Source organism: Rahnella sp. PCH160, from assembly GCF_047784855.1.
GTDB lineage: Bacteria > Pseudomonadota > Gammaproteobacteria > Enterobacterales > Enterobacteriaceae > Rahnella.
In genome coordinates this window covers 3,514,321-3,528,612 of sequence record NZ_JBLOGT010000001.1, presented here as the reverse complement: position 1 = coordinate 3,528,612, position 14,292 = coordinate 3,514,321, and the positions used below count along the sequence as shown (strand labels likewise).

Genomic DNA, 14,292 nt, shown 5'->3' with positions numbered 1-14,292 from the left:
GGGTCGCGATGATTTTACTTAAAGATCCCGTAGACCACGGTTCCTGCAATAACCCAGAACGCCACACAACCTGCCACGCAGATTACCCAAACAGCCCAAACGGGGAGTTTGTTCAAACGTTCTAACCCCATATTTACGTTCACCTGTGTTTTTAGACATAAAAAAGCCCCGGCGGCCGCCAGAGCGTAATCCTTATAATACATTCATTCTTATATTTCTAAATCGGGTTTCACGCCGTTTAATGCATTCAGTGCCTCAGCGTCCAGTTCAGGGTCGGCTTTATCGATCATTCGCGTAATTTCGATCAGGGCCTGAAAATGTTCAAACAAGAGCTTAGCATCCGACTTGAGCACGTCATCAGCGGAATCCAGTACAGAGTTAATCGCTTTATTCACGCTCTCTATGGCTTCCTGCGTGCCCCCGTTTTTGCCCACGGTGAGAAACACGGCGCTCAGCAAAAGCGACTGAGCTTCAACCTGTGCAGTCAGCTGTTTTGCGTCGACTTCCATCCGGGAGATCTTTGCGACCATACTTAGAATGATATTTTTCATTACAACTCCTTCAGACAGAAATGATGAATCGCCTCCACATTTCTACGCCAGGTTCGAAAATCTTCAAAATGAAATTTGAAAAAAATGAGCAGCCATTCTCAGGCCGCTCATCTGTGGGAAGTCTACCGCAGATTGCTTTATGAAGCCGTTTTATCCGCGTCAGGGTGGTTTTTCCCTTCTTCGATAAAGTCTTCGTCAATCATATCGGTATTATTCTGATGCTCGCGCCCGGAAAGGATATTCCAGCAGGCGATGAACAGGGCTGCAATCAGCGGGCCAATGACAAAACCGTTAATGCCGTAGATTTCCATCCCGCCCAGCGTAGTGATCAGAATGAGATAATCCGGCATTTTGGTGTCTTTGCCGACCAGCAGCGGGCGAAGAATATTGTCAACCAGGCCGATCACCACGACAAAGAAGACAATGAGGAAAATCCCTTGCCACAACATCCCCGAGGCGAAGAAGTAGATCGTCGCCGGAACCCAAATGATCGCAGAACCCACGGCGGGGATAATCGACAGAAATGCCATCAGCGCGCCCCAGAGCAGGCTGCCATCGAGGCCTGCGATGTAGAACGCAAGCCCGCCCAGCGCACCCTGAACAATTGCCACCACTACGGTGCCTTTTACCGTTGCACGCGAAACAGCAGCAAATTTCATGAACAGATGGTGTTTCACATGGCGGGAAAGCGGCAGCGCTTCGAGCGTCAGATTGACCAGATAGGCACCATCCTTAATCAGGAAGAACAGGATATAAAGCATGATGCCGAAACCGACGACAAAGCCGAATGTGCTCTTACCAATCACGAAAACACTGCCCGCCAGATACTGACTGCCCTGCAGGGCGACGTCAGAAAGCTTTTTCTGAATCTCAGCCGTGCTGTCTAAATTGTGGTCGGAAAGGAAATGGCGCGCCCATCGCGGCAAATGATGAATAGTGTCTGACACCATCACCGGCAGTTGGGTTTCATTTCCCTGAAGCTTGGTGTAAACCGCATTGAATTCAATGGCCAGCGACGAGGTAATAATCGCCAGCGGCGTGAAGACAATCAGGCAAATGATCAGCACCGTCAGCAGTGAGATCAGACCGTTGCGGTCACCCATATATTGCTTCAACCGGTTTTTCAGCGGATTAAAAATGACCGCCAGGATAACTGCCCATAATACGGATGAATAGTAAGGCCTTAATACATCCAGGAAGGCCAATGTGACAATGAAAAGGATCATAATAAAGAAACCCTTTGAAAACCCTTTAACGACCATATCTGTTCCTCTGTTGATCCTTTTAACCTTGCTAGCATAGAACTCATTGGTGGTTTTACAAATGTCGGTCTTTTTTCACGCAATACAGACCTTTAACATTCGCCGAAAAATGCCATAAAAAAAGCGCCCTGAGGCGCTTTCATCATTGAAACGGAAGGAATTAACGACCGAACAAATCACGACGTTTTGGTTTGACGAACTGGGCCAGTAATACCAGGATCCCGATAACCATAAAGACGCTGAAGATAACGACCAGCCACTGAGGCATACCCAGTGACAGGAATTCCCACTGTTTTTCAGCACAGTCACCGCTGGCGATAAACATCCACGGAAACCACTTATCCAGTGGCAGCCAGGTCGGGAAGCGGGCTGCGAAATCGCAGGTGGCGAACGGAGAAGGGTGCAGCTGGATCATGGTGTGTTCCCATGACAGGCGGATCCCTTCATACGCACTGTAAAGCCAGATAAGGATACCGGCGTAACGCAACCCGGTCGCCGGAGCAATTGCGCCCACCAGACCCGCAGCCAGTATGCCCAACAGCGCACAACGTTCGTAGATACACATGACGCACGGTTTAAGTAACATCACGTGTTGGAAATACAACGCAACCAGCTCAAGCGCCAGTGCGGTGAGCGCCATCAGAAGCCATGCCCCGCGGCCTTGTGAGCAACGGTTAAGATATTGCAACATAGAAAATTTTTCCCTGCAGTTAGCTACTGACACGCAGTGTAAACCAATTGGACCCTGCTGCCAGCCTGTCATAATAAAAATTAGGTAAATAATTAATATAAATCGGACAATTCGACTTTAAATTTGGTTATTTTCTAAATCGGGGGCAGCGCAGAGAACTACCGGCGTGCTCCCCGTTCAGATCAAGGCTACAACCCAGGCGTCAGCCAGCCCATCTCGGTGTACCACTGCGTCATTTCCGGCAGCAGGAATTGCACGCACAGCAGACCCGCGAGCGTCATCACGATTGTGTAAGGCAGTGCCATCCACACCATCCGGCCATACGAAAGGCGGATGAGCGGCGCAAGGGCGGAAGTCAGCAGGAACAGAAACGCGGCCTGACCGTTGGGTGTCGCGACAGAAGGCAGGTTTGTGCCGGTGTTAATGGCGACCGCCAGCATCTCAAACTGTTTCAGGCTGATGGCACCGCTTTCCAGCGCGGATTTCGCCTCATTGATGTAGACCGTGCCGACGAAGACATTATCGGAAACAGAAGAAAGCAAACCGTTGAACAGATAGAACAGCGAAAGCTGATTGGCGGGCGCGGATTGCAGCACAAAATTCACAATCGGGCTGAACAAATGCTGATCGACAATGACGGCCACGACAGCAAAAAAGACCACCAGCAGCGCGGTAAACGGCAGGGAATCCTGAAACGCTTTGCCGATCGCATGTTCATCCGTGACGCCACAAAACGCTGTCGCCAAAATAATTACCGATAACCCGATCAGCCCGACTTCGGCGAGGTGAAACGCCAGCGCGATAATCAGCCAGACACCAATCAACGCCTGCACGGCAAGTTTAATGCGTTCCTGACGGGTACTGTTTTCGCTGTTTTTCTGATCGTACTTCTTGAGGACTTCGAAGACCGGCTGCGGCAACTGTGCGCCGTAACCAAACAGGCGGAAACGCTCGACCAGTGCGCAAACAACAAAGCCGCAAATAAACACCGGTACACTGACCGGCGACATGCGGATAATAAAGTCAGTGAACTGCCATCCGGCAGCTTTGGCGATGATCAGGTTCTGGGGTTCGCCCACCATCGTCATCACGCCGCCCAGCGCGGTGCCGACCCCGGCATGCATCATCAGGCTGCGTAGAAAGGCGCGGAACTGTTCCAGAACCGCACTGGTATTCGTATTTCCGCTCTGGCCCGACGCGACGTTGTGATAAATCGAATAGAAACCGACAGAAACGCTGATCACCACAGCAATAACCGTGAGCGCATCAAGAAAGGCGGAAAGAAACGCGGCGGCGAAACAGAACGCCAGCGAAAGGGCGATTTTATTGCGCAAGTTAAGCAGGAGTTTGGTGAAAACCGTCAACAACAGCTGTTTCATAAAGTAGATGCCGGCGACCATAAAAATCAGCAACAAGAGCACTTCCAGATTGCCCGCCACTTCTTCGCGAACCCTTTCGGCGCTGGTCATGCCCATCATTACGGCTTCAATGGCTAGTAAACCACCGGGTTGCAGCGGGTAGCATTTCAGCGCCATGCCAAGCGTGAAGATGAATTCGACCATCAGCAACCAGCCCGCTAAGAAGGGGCTGACCAGAAAGAACACCAGCGGATTAATAATCAGAAAAACCAGAATGGCAATTTTGTACCAGCCCGGAGATTGTCCAAGAAAGTTTTTAATAAATGCGTGGCGGAAGGTTGTATCCATATTCCCCAAGAGTCCTTTATGGTTATTTTACTGCCGTTTCAAAAAGATAGACTAGTGTAATCCTCCGGCGAAAGATTTTCTCCTGTGTCGGGGAAATAATAAGTCCTTAAAAAAAGGAAATTCTGCCAACCCCTGCACAGTTTCAACATTAGTTCAGACCGGGCGCTATAACCGCTGATTTTCATCTGGTATGATGAGCTCAACTATATCCCTGAAAAAGCCTCACACGGAACGACAAACACATGGTTATTAAGGCACAAAGTCCTGCCGGTTTTGCCGAAGAGTATATTATCGAAAGTATCTGGAATAGCCGGTTCCCGCCGGGGTCAATCTTACCTGCGGAGCGCGAACTTTCAGAACTCATTGGCGTCACCCGAACCACATTACGTGAGGTTTTACAACGTCTTGCCCGTGATGGCTGGCTGACTATCCAGCACGGTAAACCGACGAAAGTGAACAACTTCTGGGAAACCTCAGGTCTGAATATTCTGGAAACACTGGCGCGTCTTGATCACGACAGTGTCCCACAGCTCATCGACAATCTGCTGTCCGTTCGTACCAATATCGCGACCATTTTTATTCGCAAAGCGATGCGCACGAATCCGGAAGAAACTCAGCAGGTGCTGGCGAAAGCCGCCGAAGTGGAAGATCAGGCCGAAGCCTTTACGGCGCTGGATTACGGTATTTTCCGCGGTCTGGCGTTTGCATCCGGGAACCCGATTTACGGTCTGATTATTAACGGGTTACGCGGTCTGTATACGCGCGTTGGCCGTTATTACTTCTCCAATCCGGAAGCGCGCAAACTGGCGATCAACTTCTATAAAAAACTGTCCGACATTTGCCACGAAAAAAGTTACGAGCAGATTGTGGATTGCGTGCGTAATTATGGCCGTCAGAGCGGTGAAATCTGGCACAGTATGCAGGGCACCATGCCGGGCGATCTGACCGACCAGAAACGCTGATTTTGCGCGTTCTGCTGAAATGAGAAAGGGCGCTGAGCGCCCTTTTTTAATGCCTGAAAATAGTGCCGGTCAGAGCGGCGTTGGCCGTGGCGGGCAACGTTCCAGCAGTTCCACGCTGCCATCTTCATTAAGTTGCTCGATAAACACATCGAAACCCCACAGACGGTGAACGTGTTTCATCACTTCACGACGGCTCTTGTCCAGCGGCGCGCGATCTTGCGGGATATAACGCAGCGTCAGCGAACGGTCACCGCGTAAATCAACGTTCCACACCTGGATATTCGGCTCGTGGTTACTCAGGTTATATTGCGCCGACAATTCCTGCCGTATCGCACGATAACCTTCCTCGTTATGAATCGCTGCAATTTCCAGATAATTATTGTGATCGTCATCAAGCACAGTAAACAGACGGAAATCACGCATCACTTTGGGCGACAGGAACTGGCTGATGAAGCTTTCATCTTTGAAATCCCGCATCGCGAAATGCAGTGTTGTCAGCCAGTCTGAACCGGCGATATCGGGGAACCAGTAACGGTCTTCTTCGGTCGGTTCCTGACAGATACGTTTGATATCCTGGAACATCGCGAAGCCCAGCGCATATGGGTTGATCCCGCTGTAATACGGGCTGTTATAGGGCGGCTGAAATACCACATTGGTGTGGCTGTGCAGGAACTCCAGAATAAAACGGTCCGTGACTTTTCCTTCGTCATACAGATGATTCAAAATGGTGTAATGCCAGAATGTCGCCCAGCCTTCGTTCATCACCTGAGTTTGTTTCTGCGGATAGAAATACTGGCTGATTTTACGCACGATGCGCAAAATTTCACGTTGCCACGATTCCAGCAGCGGTGCATTTTTCTCCATGAAATACAGCAGATTTTCCTGCGGTTCAGAAGGGAAGCGGCGCGCCTGTTCCGGGGCATCGACGCTGTCCTTTCGCGGCAGGGTCTTCCACAGCGTGTTTACCTGACTTTGCAGATACTCCTCACGGCTTTTTTGTCGCGCCAGTTCCTCCTGCAATGAAATCTTCTGCGGACGTTTATAGCGGTCGACGCCATAATTCATCAGTGCATGGCAGGAATCGAGCAGCCGTTCGACTTCATCGGCACCATAACGCTCTTCGCATTCGCTGATGTAGCGTTTGGCAAACAGCAGGTAATCGACAATCGAACTGGCGTCGGTCCAGCTTTTGAACAGGTAGTTATTTTTAAAGAAAGAGTTGTGGCCATAGCAGGCGTGCGCCATAACCAGCGCCTGCATCGTGATGGTGTTTTCTTCCATCAGATAGGCGATACACGGGTTGGAGTTGATGACGATTTCGTACGCCAGACCTTGCTGACCGTGTTTATACAGTTGTTCAGTTTCAATGAATTTCTTACCGAACGACCAGTGAGTGTAATTGATGGGCATGCCGATGCTGGAATAGGCATCCATCATTTGTTCAGAAGTGATGATCTCGATTTGATGCGGATACGTCTCCAGCCGGTAAGACTTGGCGACCCGGTCAATTTCTTCGAGATAGGTTTGCAATAACTCAAACGTCCAGTCCGGTCCATCGCTAAGACGTTTGTCCTCAGTTTTTTTCTTTTGGGTCACTGTCGTCATAAGCCGCACCCTCATTCAGTTATGGACGCTACAGAGTGTTTTATTCACAACCTTTTCTTAAGATTTCGCACGTCCATTGATAATCGTAGCTCAATCTGCGTGTGCTGCAGGATAAACACTATGATTCCATTCCTTATCAAATCTATATCCTGATGGTAAGGGACTGTCAATCAGTGCGCGATGAAGACCCAAAGCCGCAAAGAACCGGGCTTTGGGTCAGTATCAGACAGGTAAAAACGGAGTAAACACGGAATTAACTGCGGATAAACGCTAACAAATCTTCATTAATCTGGTCTTTATGTGTGCTGCAAACACCGTGCGATGCGCCGGGATAAACTTTGCCCTTTCCGTGCGGCAGAAGCTTAAGTGCGGCTTCGCTGGAGGATACCGGCGGCACAATCTGATCATCATCACCGTAAATCACCAGTGTCGGAATGGTCATCTTTTTCAGATCTTCGCGCTGGTCGGTTTCAGAGAAGGCCTTCACGCAATCATAAAGCGCTTTTATCGACGCCTGCATTCCCTGACGCCAGAAGCTATGGCGCAAACCTTCTGAAATTTTTGCCCCTGAACGGTTGAAACCGAAAAAGGCATCCGGCAAATCCAGGAAAAACTGCGAACGGTCTTGTTGTACGCCGTCGCGGATACCGTCGAATACGGAAAGTGGCAGCCCGGACGGATTGAAATCTGTTTTGATCATAATCGGTGGCACCGCCCCAATCAGCACGGCTTTGGCGACACGTGCCGTACCGTGGCGGCCAATGTAGCGCGCCACTTCGCCGCCACCGGTTGAATGCCCGATATGCACCGCGTCTTTGAGATCTAGATGGGCCGTGAGCTCGGCCAGATCATCGCCGTACTGATCCATATTGTGGCCGTCCCACGGCTGCGAGGAACGGCCGTGTCCACGTCGGTCGTGCGCAATCACACGGTAGCCTTTTTCCGTCAGGAACAGCATCTGATCTTCGAATGCGTCAGAAGACAACGGCCAGCCGTGGCTGAAAACCACTGGCTGGCCGCTTCCCCAGTCCTTATAAAACAGTTGCGTGCCATCTTTGAGCTTCAGAAAGTTCGAGTTATTCACGGGTGACTCCTTATCGCTTAAATGAACGGTGCGGATTATGAAACTTTCGAAGTGTAGGTCAGTTACTGAACGATCGCGATATTGATCGCATTTTCAGGTGGCAACTCCGGTGGGCAGTTTTGCGAAAAAAAACCTGATCCTTAGCAGGATTACGGGACTCAGCCCGCTTTATAAACCCCAACAGACGACAACCCCGTTGCCGGTGCGCGATATCAGGTAATGTTATACATGCCGATAATTTAAGTGATTTATGCCGAAAAATATCTTGTATGAAAGAATAAAAGACTGCAGTGAACCCGGCGCACAAGCGGCAAAGGCCGGTAATATCAATGCCGTCATTGCTGTCATAACACCCGATTTTTCTCTCCTGAAAGCCGGAATGTAGCGGAATATCATTATTTATTTGCAGCTATTGAAAAAAATGCTGGCATGAACGATAAATAAATGTGAAACAAATCACGGTTATGAACGCCTGTGTTGGCGATTTTTCGCAGTCAGGTTAATTTCCTGTCATCAGAATATTATGCTTTGTTTTGTCGTGGAGTGGAGTCGATATGCGTGTGGTGATTTTAGGCAGTGGTGTGGTCGGTGTCGCCAGTGCGTGGTATCTGGCTAAAGCAGGACATGATGTCACGGTCATCGACCGTCAGTCCGGCCCTGCGGAAGAAACCAGCGCGGGGAATGCGGGGCAGATCTCACCGGGCTATGCTGCGCCATGGGCGGCTCCGGGTGTTCCTGTGAAAGCGATCAAATGGATGTTCCAGAAGCATGCACCGCTGGCAATCCGTCTGGACGGGACACAGTTCCAGCTCAAATGGATGTGGCAAATGCTGCGTAACTGCGACATGAACCACTATCAGACCAACAAAAGCCGCATGGTACGTCTGGCGGAATACAGCCGCGATTGCATGAAGGCGTTGCGCGATGAAACCGGTATTCAGTACGAAGGCCGTCAGGGCGGTACGTTGCAGCTCTTCCGTACCGCGCAACAGTTTGAGAGTGCAGCGAAAGATATCGCGGTGCTCGAAGACGCCGGTGTTCCGTATCAGTTGCTGGAGTCCAGCCAGCTGGCGACGGCTGAACCGGCTCTGGCGCAGGTCGCGCACAAACTCACTGGCGGTCTGCGTTTGCCTAACGATGAAACCGGCGACTGCCAGCTTTTCACCCGCACGCTGGCGGACATGGCGCGTCAGGCTGGCGTGAAATTCGAATTCAACCGGACAGTCGATAAGCTCCACGTAGAGAACGGCGAGATTACCGGCGTGCAGTGTGGCGAAGAACGGGTGAAAGCGGATGCATATGTTGTGGCATTCGGCTCTTATTCCACCGCGCTGCTGGCGGATCTGGTTTCTATTCCGGTGTATCCGCTGAAAGGCTATTCGCTGACGATTCCTATCATCGACCCGGATTCCGCGCCAGTTTCCACCGTGCTGGATGAAACCTATAAAATTGCGATTACGCGTTTTGATAACCGGATCCGCGTGGGCGGGATGGCGGAAATTGTCGGCTTCAATCTGAAGCTGGCGCAGGCGCGCCGCGAAACGCTGGAGATGGTAGTCAAAGATCTCTACCCGAACGGCGGCAACGTGGAGGCGGCGACATTCTGGACAGGTTTGCGTCCGATGACGCCAGATGGCACGCCGATCGTCGGGCGAACGCGCATCAAAAATTTGTATCTGAATACCGGCCACGGAACGCTCGGCTGGACGATGGCCTGCGGTTCCGGCCAACTGTTATCGGATATCATGTCCGGCGTGACACCGGCTATTCCTTCTGATGACTTATCGGTTGAGCGTTACAGCCCCGGCTTTATTGCCCGTCCGGCTGGCCCGCATAAAATGCATCCGGTGGCATAAAAAACGGTTTATCTTCCCCCGTGCGGTGACTGACGCCGCGCGGGCGTTACTTTGCACTTTGCCGGAGCTGGTATGCCTCGCCCGATTTCAGCCACTTTATCGTTATCTGCGTTATCCCAAAATCTCAATGTCATCCGCGGTTTTGCCCGCAACAGCAAAGTCTGGTCGGTGGTGAAAGCTAACGGATACGGTCACGGGATTTCCCGTATCTGGAAGAGTCTTTCAGCCACTGATGGTTTCGCGTTACTCGATTTCAACGAAGCGATATTACTGCGTGAATCCGGCTGGCAGGGGCCAATCCTGCTGCTGGAAGGGTTCTTTACGCCCGCAGATTTAATGACGATCGATCACCACCGGCTGACGACGACAGTACACAGCGACTGGCAGATTCAGGCGCTGGCACAGGCAAATCTCAACCTGCCGGTGAATATCTATCTGAAAGTGAACAGCGGTATGAACCGTCTGGGATTTGCGCCAGCGCGGGTCAACGACGTCTGGCATCGGTTGCGCGAGCTGAAACAGGTCGGGGAAATTACGCTGATGAGCCATTTCGCCACCGCCGACAGCGTCGAAGGCGTGGATGCGCAGATGGCGGCCGTGAACCTGGCCGGGCAAAACATCTCCGGCCCGCGCTGCCTCGCTAACTCAGCGGCGACGCTCTGGCATCCGTCGACGCATTATGACTGGGTTCGTCCGGGGATTATTTTGTACGGCGCATCGCCGAGCGGGCAGTGGCAGGATATCGTTCAAACCGGGCTGCAACCGGTGATGACGCTGAAAAGTGAGCTGATTGCCGTGCAGGCGCTTGATGCCGGTGATCGTGTCGGTTATGGCGGCCGTTATCGCGTCGCACAACCGCAGCGCGTGGGTGTGGTGGCCTGTGGTTATGCTGACGGTTATCCGCGACACGCGCCTTCCGGCACACCGGTTTGGGTGGGTGGCGTGAGGACAAGAACGGTCGGAACGGTTTCGATGGATATGCTGGCGGTGGATTTAACGCCGTGCCCGCACGCGCAGATCGGTACGCCTGTCGAACTGTGGGGCAACCATCTGCCGGTGGATGATGTGGCGACGGCAGCCGGTACGCTGGGCTACGAACTGCTGAGTGCGCTCGCGCCGCGCGTACCGGTGACCACCGTCGGGTGACGGTTTAGCTTTCCTGGCGGGTCAGCTGGCCCGTCGATTTCTTACTGGCGCGACGTGCCAGCAGTGCCAGACATCCTCCCGCCAGCATGACCAGCGCAAGGCTCAGCTTGGGTTGTAACGGCAACGCCATCGCAATAAAGCCCAGCAACGCACCTCCTGCCATCTGTACCGAACCGACCAGCGCCGAAGCCACACCGGCTTCACTTGAGAACGGCTCCAGCGCATAGCTGGTGGCTGGCCCCATCAGGAACGCCAGACCTGCACAGGCGCTGGCTACCGGCAGCATATACAGCCAGGTTGCGGTTTGTTCAGCGGCAGGAACCAGCGTGATCCCGGCGATCAACCCCAGACAACCGGCAAACATCAGAATACCGCCGGTTTTCAGGCACACAGGGCGGCCTACTTTGCGGATAATCCGGTTGGCAATAAAACTCACCGCCATAATCCAGAAGCCATTTGCGCCGAATACGACAGAAAACTCCAGCGGTGTGAGCCCGGCGACGTTCATCAGCACGGTCGGCGCCAGCGAGACATAGGTCAGCGCCATGCCCATCGCACCGGCGTTAACCGCAGCGAAAGTGATGAAACGCGAATCCGATAAAATCCGCGCGTACTGACGAAACGGCAGGCCGGTATTGATCTGCGTTCCGACGGGGCGGGTTTCCGGCAGTTTGAAAATAACCAGCAGCATGACTGCCACGGTGTACCCGGCCAGCGCCCAGAACGGCGCACGCCAGCCATAATATTGCGCAATCAGGCCACCCATCAGCGGCGCAAGCGCGGGAATAATATTGAGCGTCCCGTTGAGGAAACCGTAAGCACGGGCAGCGTCGTTGCCACTCATGCGGTCACGCACGCCGCTGAAAATCACCACCGATGTGCAGCACACGGCCAGCCCCTGAACCACACGGGATAACAGGAACATCCACGGTGCAACCGACGTCGCCGCGATAATCGCGCCCGCCAGATACACCACCACGCCGATAATCGCGATCGGACGGCGTCCAAATTTATCCACCAGCGGGCCGGCGACCAGTTGCCCTAAACCCATCACCAGAATGAATAACGAAATCGAAGACTGAATTACCGCTTCGGAACTTTGCAAACCGAGGGCAATCGCCGGGATGGCAGGCAGGTACAGATCGATACCCAGAGGGCCGAGCAACACCAGGCTCAGCAGCAGGAAAAGAAATTTTTGCATTGAAAACATCACTGTCAGTCAGTCCGGAAGGGAGCTTAGGGTAATGACTTCGTTAATGAATGGAAAGTAACTTGTGATATCAGAACCAGAAGTGAGAACCCGCAATAAAAAACGGACACGCAGGACGTGTCCGTGACAGAGAATTTACTTCTTCTTCCAGAAATCATCAAACACCGTGATCGGCGGCTGACGTTTATGTTCAGTGCGCAGATACCAGCCTTCAATAATTGCCGCGATGCTGTCGTCTACTTTTTTGCCTTCAAGATAATCGTCGATCAGCTCGTACGTCACGCCCAGCGCGACTTCATCGGGCAGAGAAGGGCGGTTTTCTTCTAAGTCTGCGGTCGGCGTTTTGGTATAAAGATGTGCCGGGCAGCCCAGCGTTTTGAGCAGCGCTTTGCCCTGACGTTTGTTCAGACGAAAAATCGGGTTGATATCCGTGCCGCCGTCGCCGTATTTGGTGAAGAAACCGGTCACGGCTTCCGCCGCGTGGTCTGTCCCGACAACAACGCCTTTTTTCATCCCGGCGATGCTGTACTGGGCTTTCATACGCTCACGCGCTTTCTCATTACCTTTAATGAAATCGCTCAGCTCAATGCCAATTTCACGTAATGTGGCTTCGCTCGCCAGTACCGCATTTTTGATATTTACGGTCAGAACCTGATCGGGCTGAATAAAAGTGATGGCGTCCTGACAGTCAGACTCATCAGCCTGCACGCCATACGGCAAACGCACGGCGATGAACTGATAGTCATCTTCTTTCGTTTCGGCGCGTAATTCGCGAATTGCTGTTTGGCAAAGTTTGCCGGTAAGAGTAGAATCTTGCCCGCCGCTGATACCCAGAACCAATGTTCTGATGAACGGATGGGCCAGCAGATAACTTTTGAGAAAATCGACGCTGACACGGATTTCCTGTGAGGCATCGATATGCGGTTTAACGTGCAGAGCCTGAATAATCTCTTGTTGTAAAGCCATGACCACTCCTCCTGAAGGCTGCCTTCGAGGAACCCGAGGCAAAAATAAGATGCTATCAGAATAAAACTACCCCGCATCGCTCAAAAGGACAAGATTCAGCGAAGCGTTCGGCGGAAATCTGTACGTCGCCCGCCCACAAGCTCTCTGATGAGAGCGGCAGTGCAAGAAGTCAGTTTGGCGCAGCAGGAATGATTACAAAACTGCATTGAAATAAAAATCAATGAAAGAAAATGTAATGATTTTGTCTGTTTATATTGCCGGGAATAACTGTCATTCGGAACTCTCTAAAAAAGCCGCTTTATTAAGATATCCCGTGCTGAGTGCGTTATATTTGTTGCGGTAAAAATATTTGTATCTATGTGCCATCGAAACGGAGTTGTCAGGCTTGATTAACGGATCCTAATTAATGGCATACATCGTGTAGTTTAGTCTCGTTATTTGCCTTAAGTCTTATTGGGGAAACAAAATGTTTTTTCGGGTTGTACGTCGTTTACCAGCTTGTGCCGTAATTTGCGGTGCAGCGCTGTTCAGTATTTCAAGCCTTGCAGACACCACAATTTTCACCTCGCTCGATGATCCTGCTCAGGCGAAGAAGCCTTTCGTAGGCAATGTGCAGGCGGGTTACAGTGCACAAACCGGTAACACCAGCAACTCCACGCTGAATGCCGATACCACGATGACCTGGTTTGATACCAACACGGCATACAGCCTGTGGGGGTCTGCGCGTAACACATCTTCTTCCGGTGTCCGTTCATCCGAGAAGTATCAGGCCGGTGGTCGTACCCGTTATAATTTGGATAATGCGAACTACCTCTTCGGTCAGGCAAGCTGGTTGAGTGACCGTTATAACGGTTATCGCTCGCGCGATGTGGCAACCGTCGGTTATGGTCGTCAGATCTGGAGCGGTCCGGTTCATACCCTGAATCTGGAAGCCGGTCCGGGTGTTCGTCATGATGAATTCGAGCAGGGCGGGAACACTACCCGTGCTCTGGCCTACGGTTCCGGTACTTACGGTTATCAGATCAGCGATACCGCGCGTTTCACGCAGGGCTTCTCAGTTTTAGCCAACGATGAAACCACGCTGAACTCTGAAACTGCGCTGACTGTGGCTATCAATAGCCACTTCTCGCTGAAAGTCGCGTATGACGTGACCTACAACACCAAACCACCTGCCAGTGCGCCGGATAAAACCGACACCGTCACTTCTGTGAACCTGGTGTACGGCATGTAATTTCCTTCGCGGAATTGATAAA

The 14,292-nt window shown here is 51.9% G+C and carries 12 protein-coding genes; 4 read left to right on the top strand and 8 right to left on the bottom strand.

Features of this window, described 5'->3' with window-relative positions; all coding sequences use genetic code 11:
- Window positions 1–209 precede the first annotated feature (209 nt).
- The 4 genes from iraP to nhaB all read right to left on the bottom strand — a co-directional run bounded on the left by iraP (window position 210) and on the right by nhaB (window position 4,210).
- Window positions 210–551 (bottom strand): anti-adapter protein IraP, encoded by a 342-nt coding sequence (gene iraP, locus ACM5QY_RS16210; RefSeq protein ID WP_416121763.1) that lies wholly within the window; start codon window positions 549–551, stop codon window positions 210–212.
- 137 nt (window positions 552–688) lie between these two features.
- On the bottom strand, window positions 689–1,813 hold the full coding sequence (locus ACM5QY_RS16205; protein ID WP_416121762.1) for an AI-2E family transporter: 1,125 nt from the start codon (window positions 1,811–1,813) through the stop codon (window positions 689–691).
- A 160-nt stretch (window positions 1,814–1,973) separates the two neighbouring features.
- Window positions 1,974–2,504, bottom strand: coding sequence for a disulfide bond formation protein DsbB (dsbB, locus tag ACM5QY_RS16200; RefSeq protein ID WP_416121761.1), 531 nt, complete (start codon window positions 2,502–2,504; stop codon window positions 1,974–1,976).
- A gap of 188 nt (window positions 2,505–2,692) precedes the next feature.
- Window positions 2,693–4,210 (bottom strand): sodium/proton antiporter NhaB, encoded by a 1,518-nt coding sequence (nhaB, locus tag ACM5QY_RS16195; RefSeq protein ID WP_416121760.1) that lies wholly within the window; start codon window positions 4,208–4,210, stop codon window positions 2,693–2,695.
- A 242-nt stretch (window positions 4,211–4,452) separates the two neighbouring features.
- Here nhaB and fadR point away from each other — a divergent pair, with 242 nt between their 5' ends.
- Window positions 4,453–5,172: a fatty acid metabolism transcriptional regulator FadR gene (gene fadR, locus ACM5QY_RS16190; protein ID WP_416121759.1), complete on the top strand. Its 720-nt coding sequence runs from the start codon at window positions 4,453–4,455 to the stop codon at window positions 5,170–5,172.
- Between the two features lie 69 nt (window positions 5,173–5,241).
- Here the strand turns inward: fadR and ACM5QY_RS16185 are convergent, their stop codons facing one another.
- Together ACM5QY_RS16185 and ACM5QY_RS16180 are read right to left on the bottom strand one after the other, a co-directional pair.
- On the bottom strand, window positions 5,242–6,777 hold the full coding sequence (locus tag ACM5QY_RS16185) for a SpoVR family protein (RefSeq protein ID WP_416121758.1): 1,536 nt from the start codon (window positions 6,775–6,777) through the stop codon (window positions 5,242–5,244).
- Window positions 6,778–7,030: 253 nt separating this feature from the next.
- Window positions 7,031–7,861: an alpha/beta fold hydrolase gene (locus tag ACM5QY_RS16180; protein WP_416121757.1), complete on the bottom strand. Its 831-nt coding sequence runs from the start codon at window positions 7,859–7,861 to the stop codon at window positions 7,031–7,033.
- A gap of 554 nt (window positions 7,862–8,415) precedes the next feature.
- On the opposite strand from ACM5QY_RS16180, the gene ACM5QY_RS16175 reads away from it, so the two are divergent.
- Both ACM5QY_RS16175 and dadX read left to right on the top strand, forming a co-directional pair.
- Window positions 8,416–9,717, top strand: coding sequence for a D-amino acid dehydrogenase (locus ACM5QY_RS16175; RefSeq protein WP_416121756.1), 1,302 nt, complete (start codon window positions 8,416–8,418; stop codon window positions 9,715–9,717).
- A gap of 72 nt (window positions 9,718–9,789) precedes the next feature.
- Window positions 9,790–10,863 (top strand): catabolic alanine racemase DadX, encoded by a 1,074-nt coding sequence (gene dadX, locus ACM5QY_RS16170; RefSeq protein ID WP_416121755.1) that lies wholly within the window; start codon window positions 9,790–9,792, stop codon window positions 10,861–10,863.
- A 4-nt stretch (window positions 10,864–10,867) separates the two neighbouring features.
- Here the strand turns inward: dadX and ACM5QY_RS16165 are convergent, their stop codons facing one another.
- A complete protein-coding gene (locus ACM5QY_RS16165; RefSeq protein WP_416121754.1) occupies window positions 10,868–12,064 on the bottom strand; it encodes a multidrug effflux MFS transporter in 1,197 nt (398 codons plus the stop codon).
- Between the two features lie 144 nt (window positions 12,065–12,208).
- Window positions 12,209–13,039, bottom strand: coding sequence for an ammonia-dependent NAD(+) synthetase (nadE, locus tag ACM5QY_RS16160; RefSeq protein ID WP_416121753.1), 831 nt, complete (start codon window positions 13,037–13,039; stop codon window positions 12,209–12,211).
- Between the two features lie 466 nt (window positions 13,040–13,505).
- On the opposite strand from nadE, the gene ACM5QY_RS16155 reads away from it, so the two are divergent.
- Entirely contained in the window at window positions 13,506–14,270 is a 765-nt protein-coding gene (locus tag ACM5QY_RS16155; RefSeq protein WP_416121752.1) for a DUF481 domain-containing protein, read from the top strand.
- Window positions 14,271–14,292 lie beyond the last annotated feature (22 nt).

Excerpts from the sequence above, each read along its gene's own strand:
- ACM5QY_RS16165 (WP_416121754.1), bottom strand. The coding sequence starts at position 12,064 with ATGCAAAAATTTCTTTTCCTGCTGCTGAGCCTGGTGTTGCTCGGCCCT.
- nadE (WP_416121753.1), bottom strand. The coding sequence starts at position 13,039 with ATGGCTTTACAACAAGAGATTATTCAGGCTCTGCACGTTAAACCGCAT.
- dadX (WP_416121755.1), top strand. The coding sequence starts at position 9,790 with ATGCCTCGCCCGATTTCAGCCACTTTATCGTTATCTGCGTTATCCCAA.
- dsbB (WP_416121761.1), bottom strand. The coding sequence starts at position 2,504 with ATGTTGCAATATCTTAACCGTTGCTCACAAGGCCGCGGGGCATGGCTT.
- iraP (WP_416121763.1), bottom strand. The coding sequence starts at position 551 with ATGAAAAATATCATTCTAAGTATGGTCGCAAAGATCTCCCGGATGGAA.
- ACM5QY_RS16205 (WP_416121762.1), bottom strand. The coding sequence starts at position 1,813 with ATGGTCGTTAAAGGGTTTTCAAAGGGTTTCTTTATTATGATCCTTTTC.
- ACM5QY_RS16175 (WP_416121756.1), top strand. The coding sequence starts at position 8,416 with ATGCGTGTGGTGATTTTAGGCAGTGGTGTGGTCGGTGTCGCCAGTGCG.
- nhaB (WP_416121760.1), bottom strand. The coding sequence starts at position 4,210 with ATGGATACAACCTTCCGCCACGCATTTATTAAAAACTTTCTTGGACAA.
- ACM5QY_RS16155 (WP_416121752.1), top strand. The coding sequence starts at position 13,506 with ATGTTTTTTCGGGTTGTACGTCGTTTACCAGCTTGTGCCGTAATTTGC.
- fadR (WP_416121759.1), top strand. The coding sequence starts at position 4,453 with ATGGTTATTAAGGCACAAAGTCCTGCCGGTTTTGCCGAAGAGTATATT.
- ACM5QY_RS16185 (WP_416121758.1), bottom strand. The coding sequence starts at position 6,777 with ATGACGACAGTGACCCAAAAGAAAAAAACTGAGGACAAACGTCTTAGC.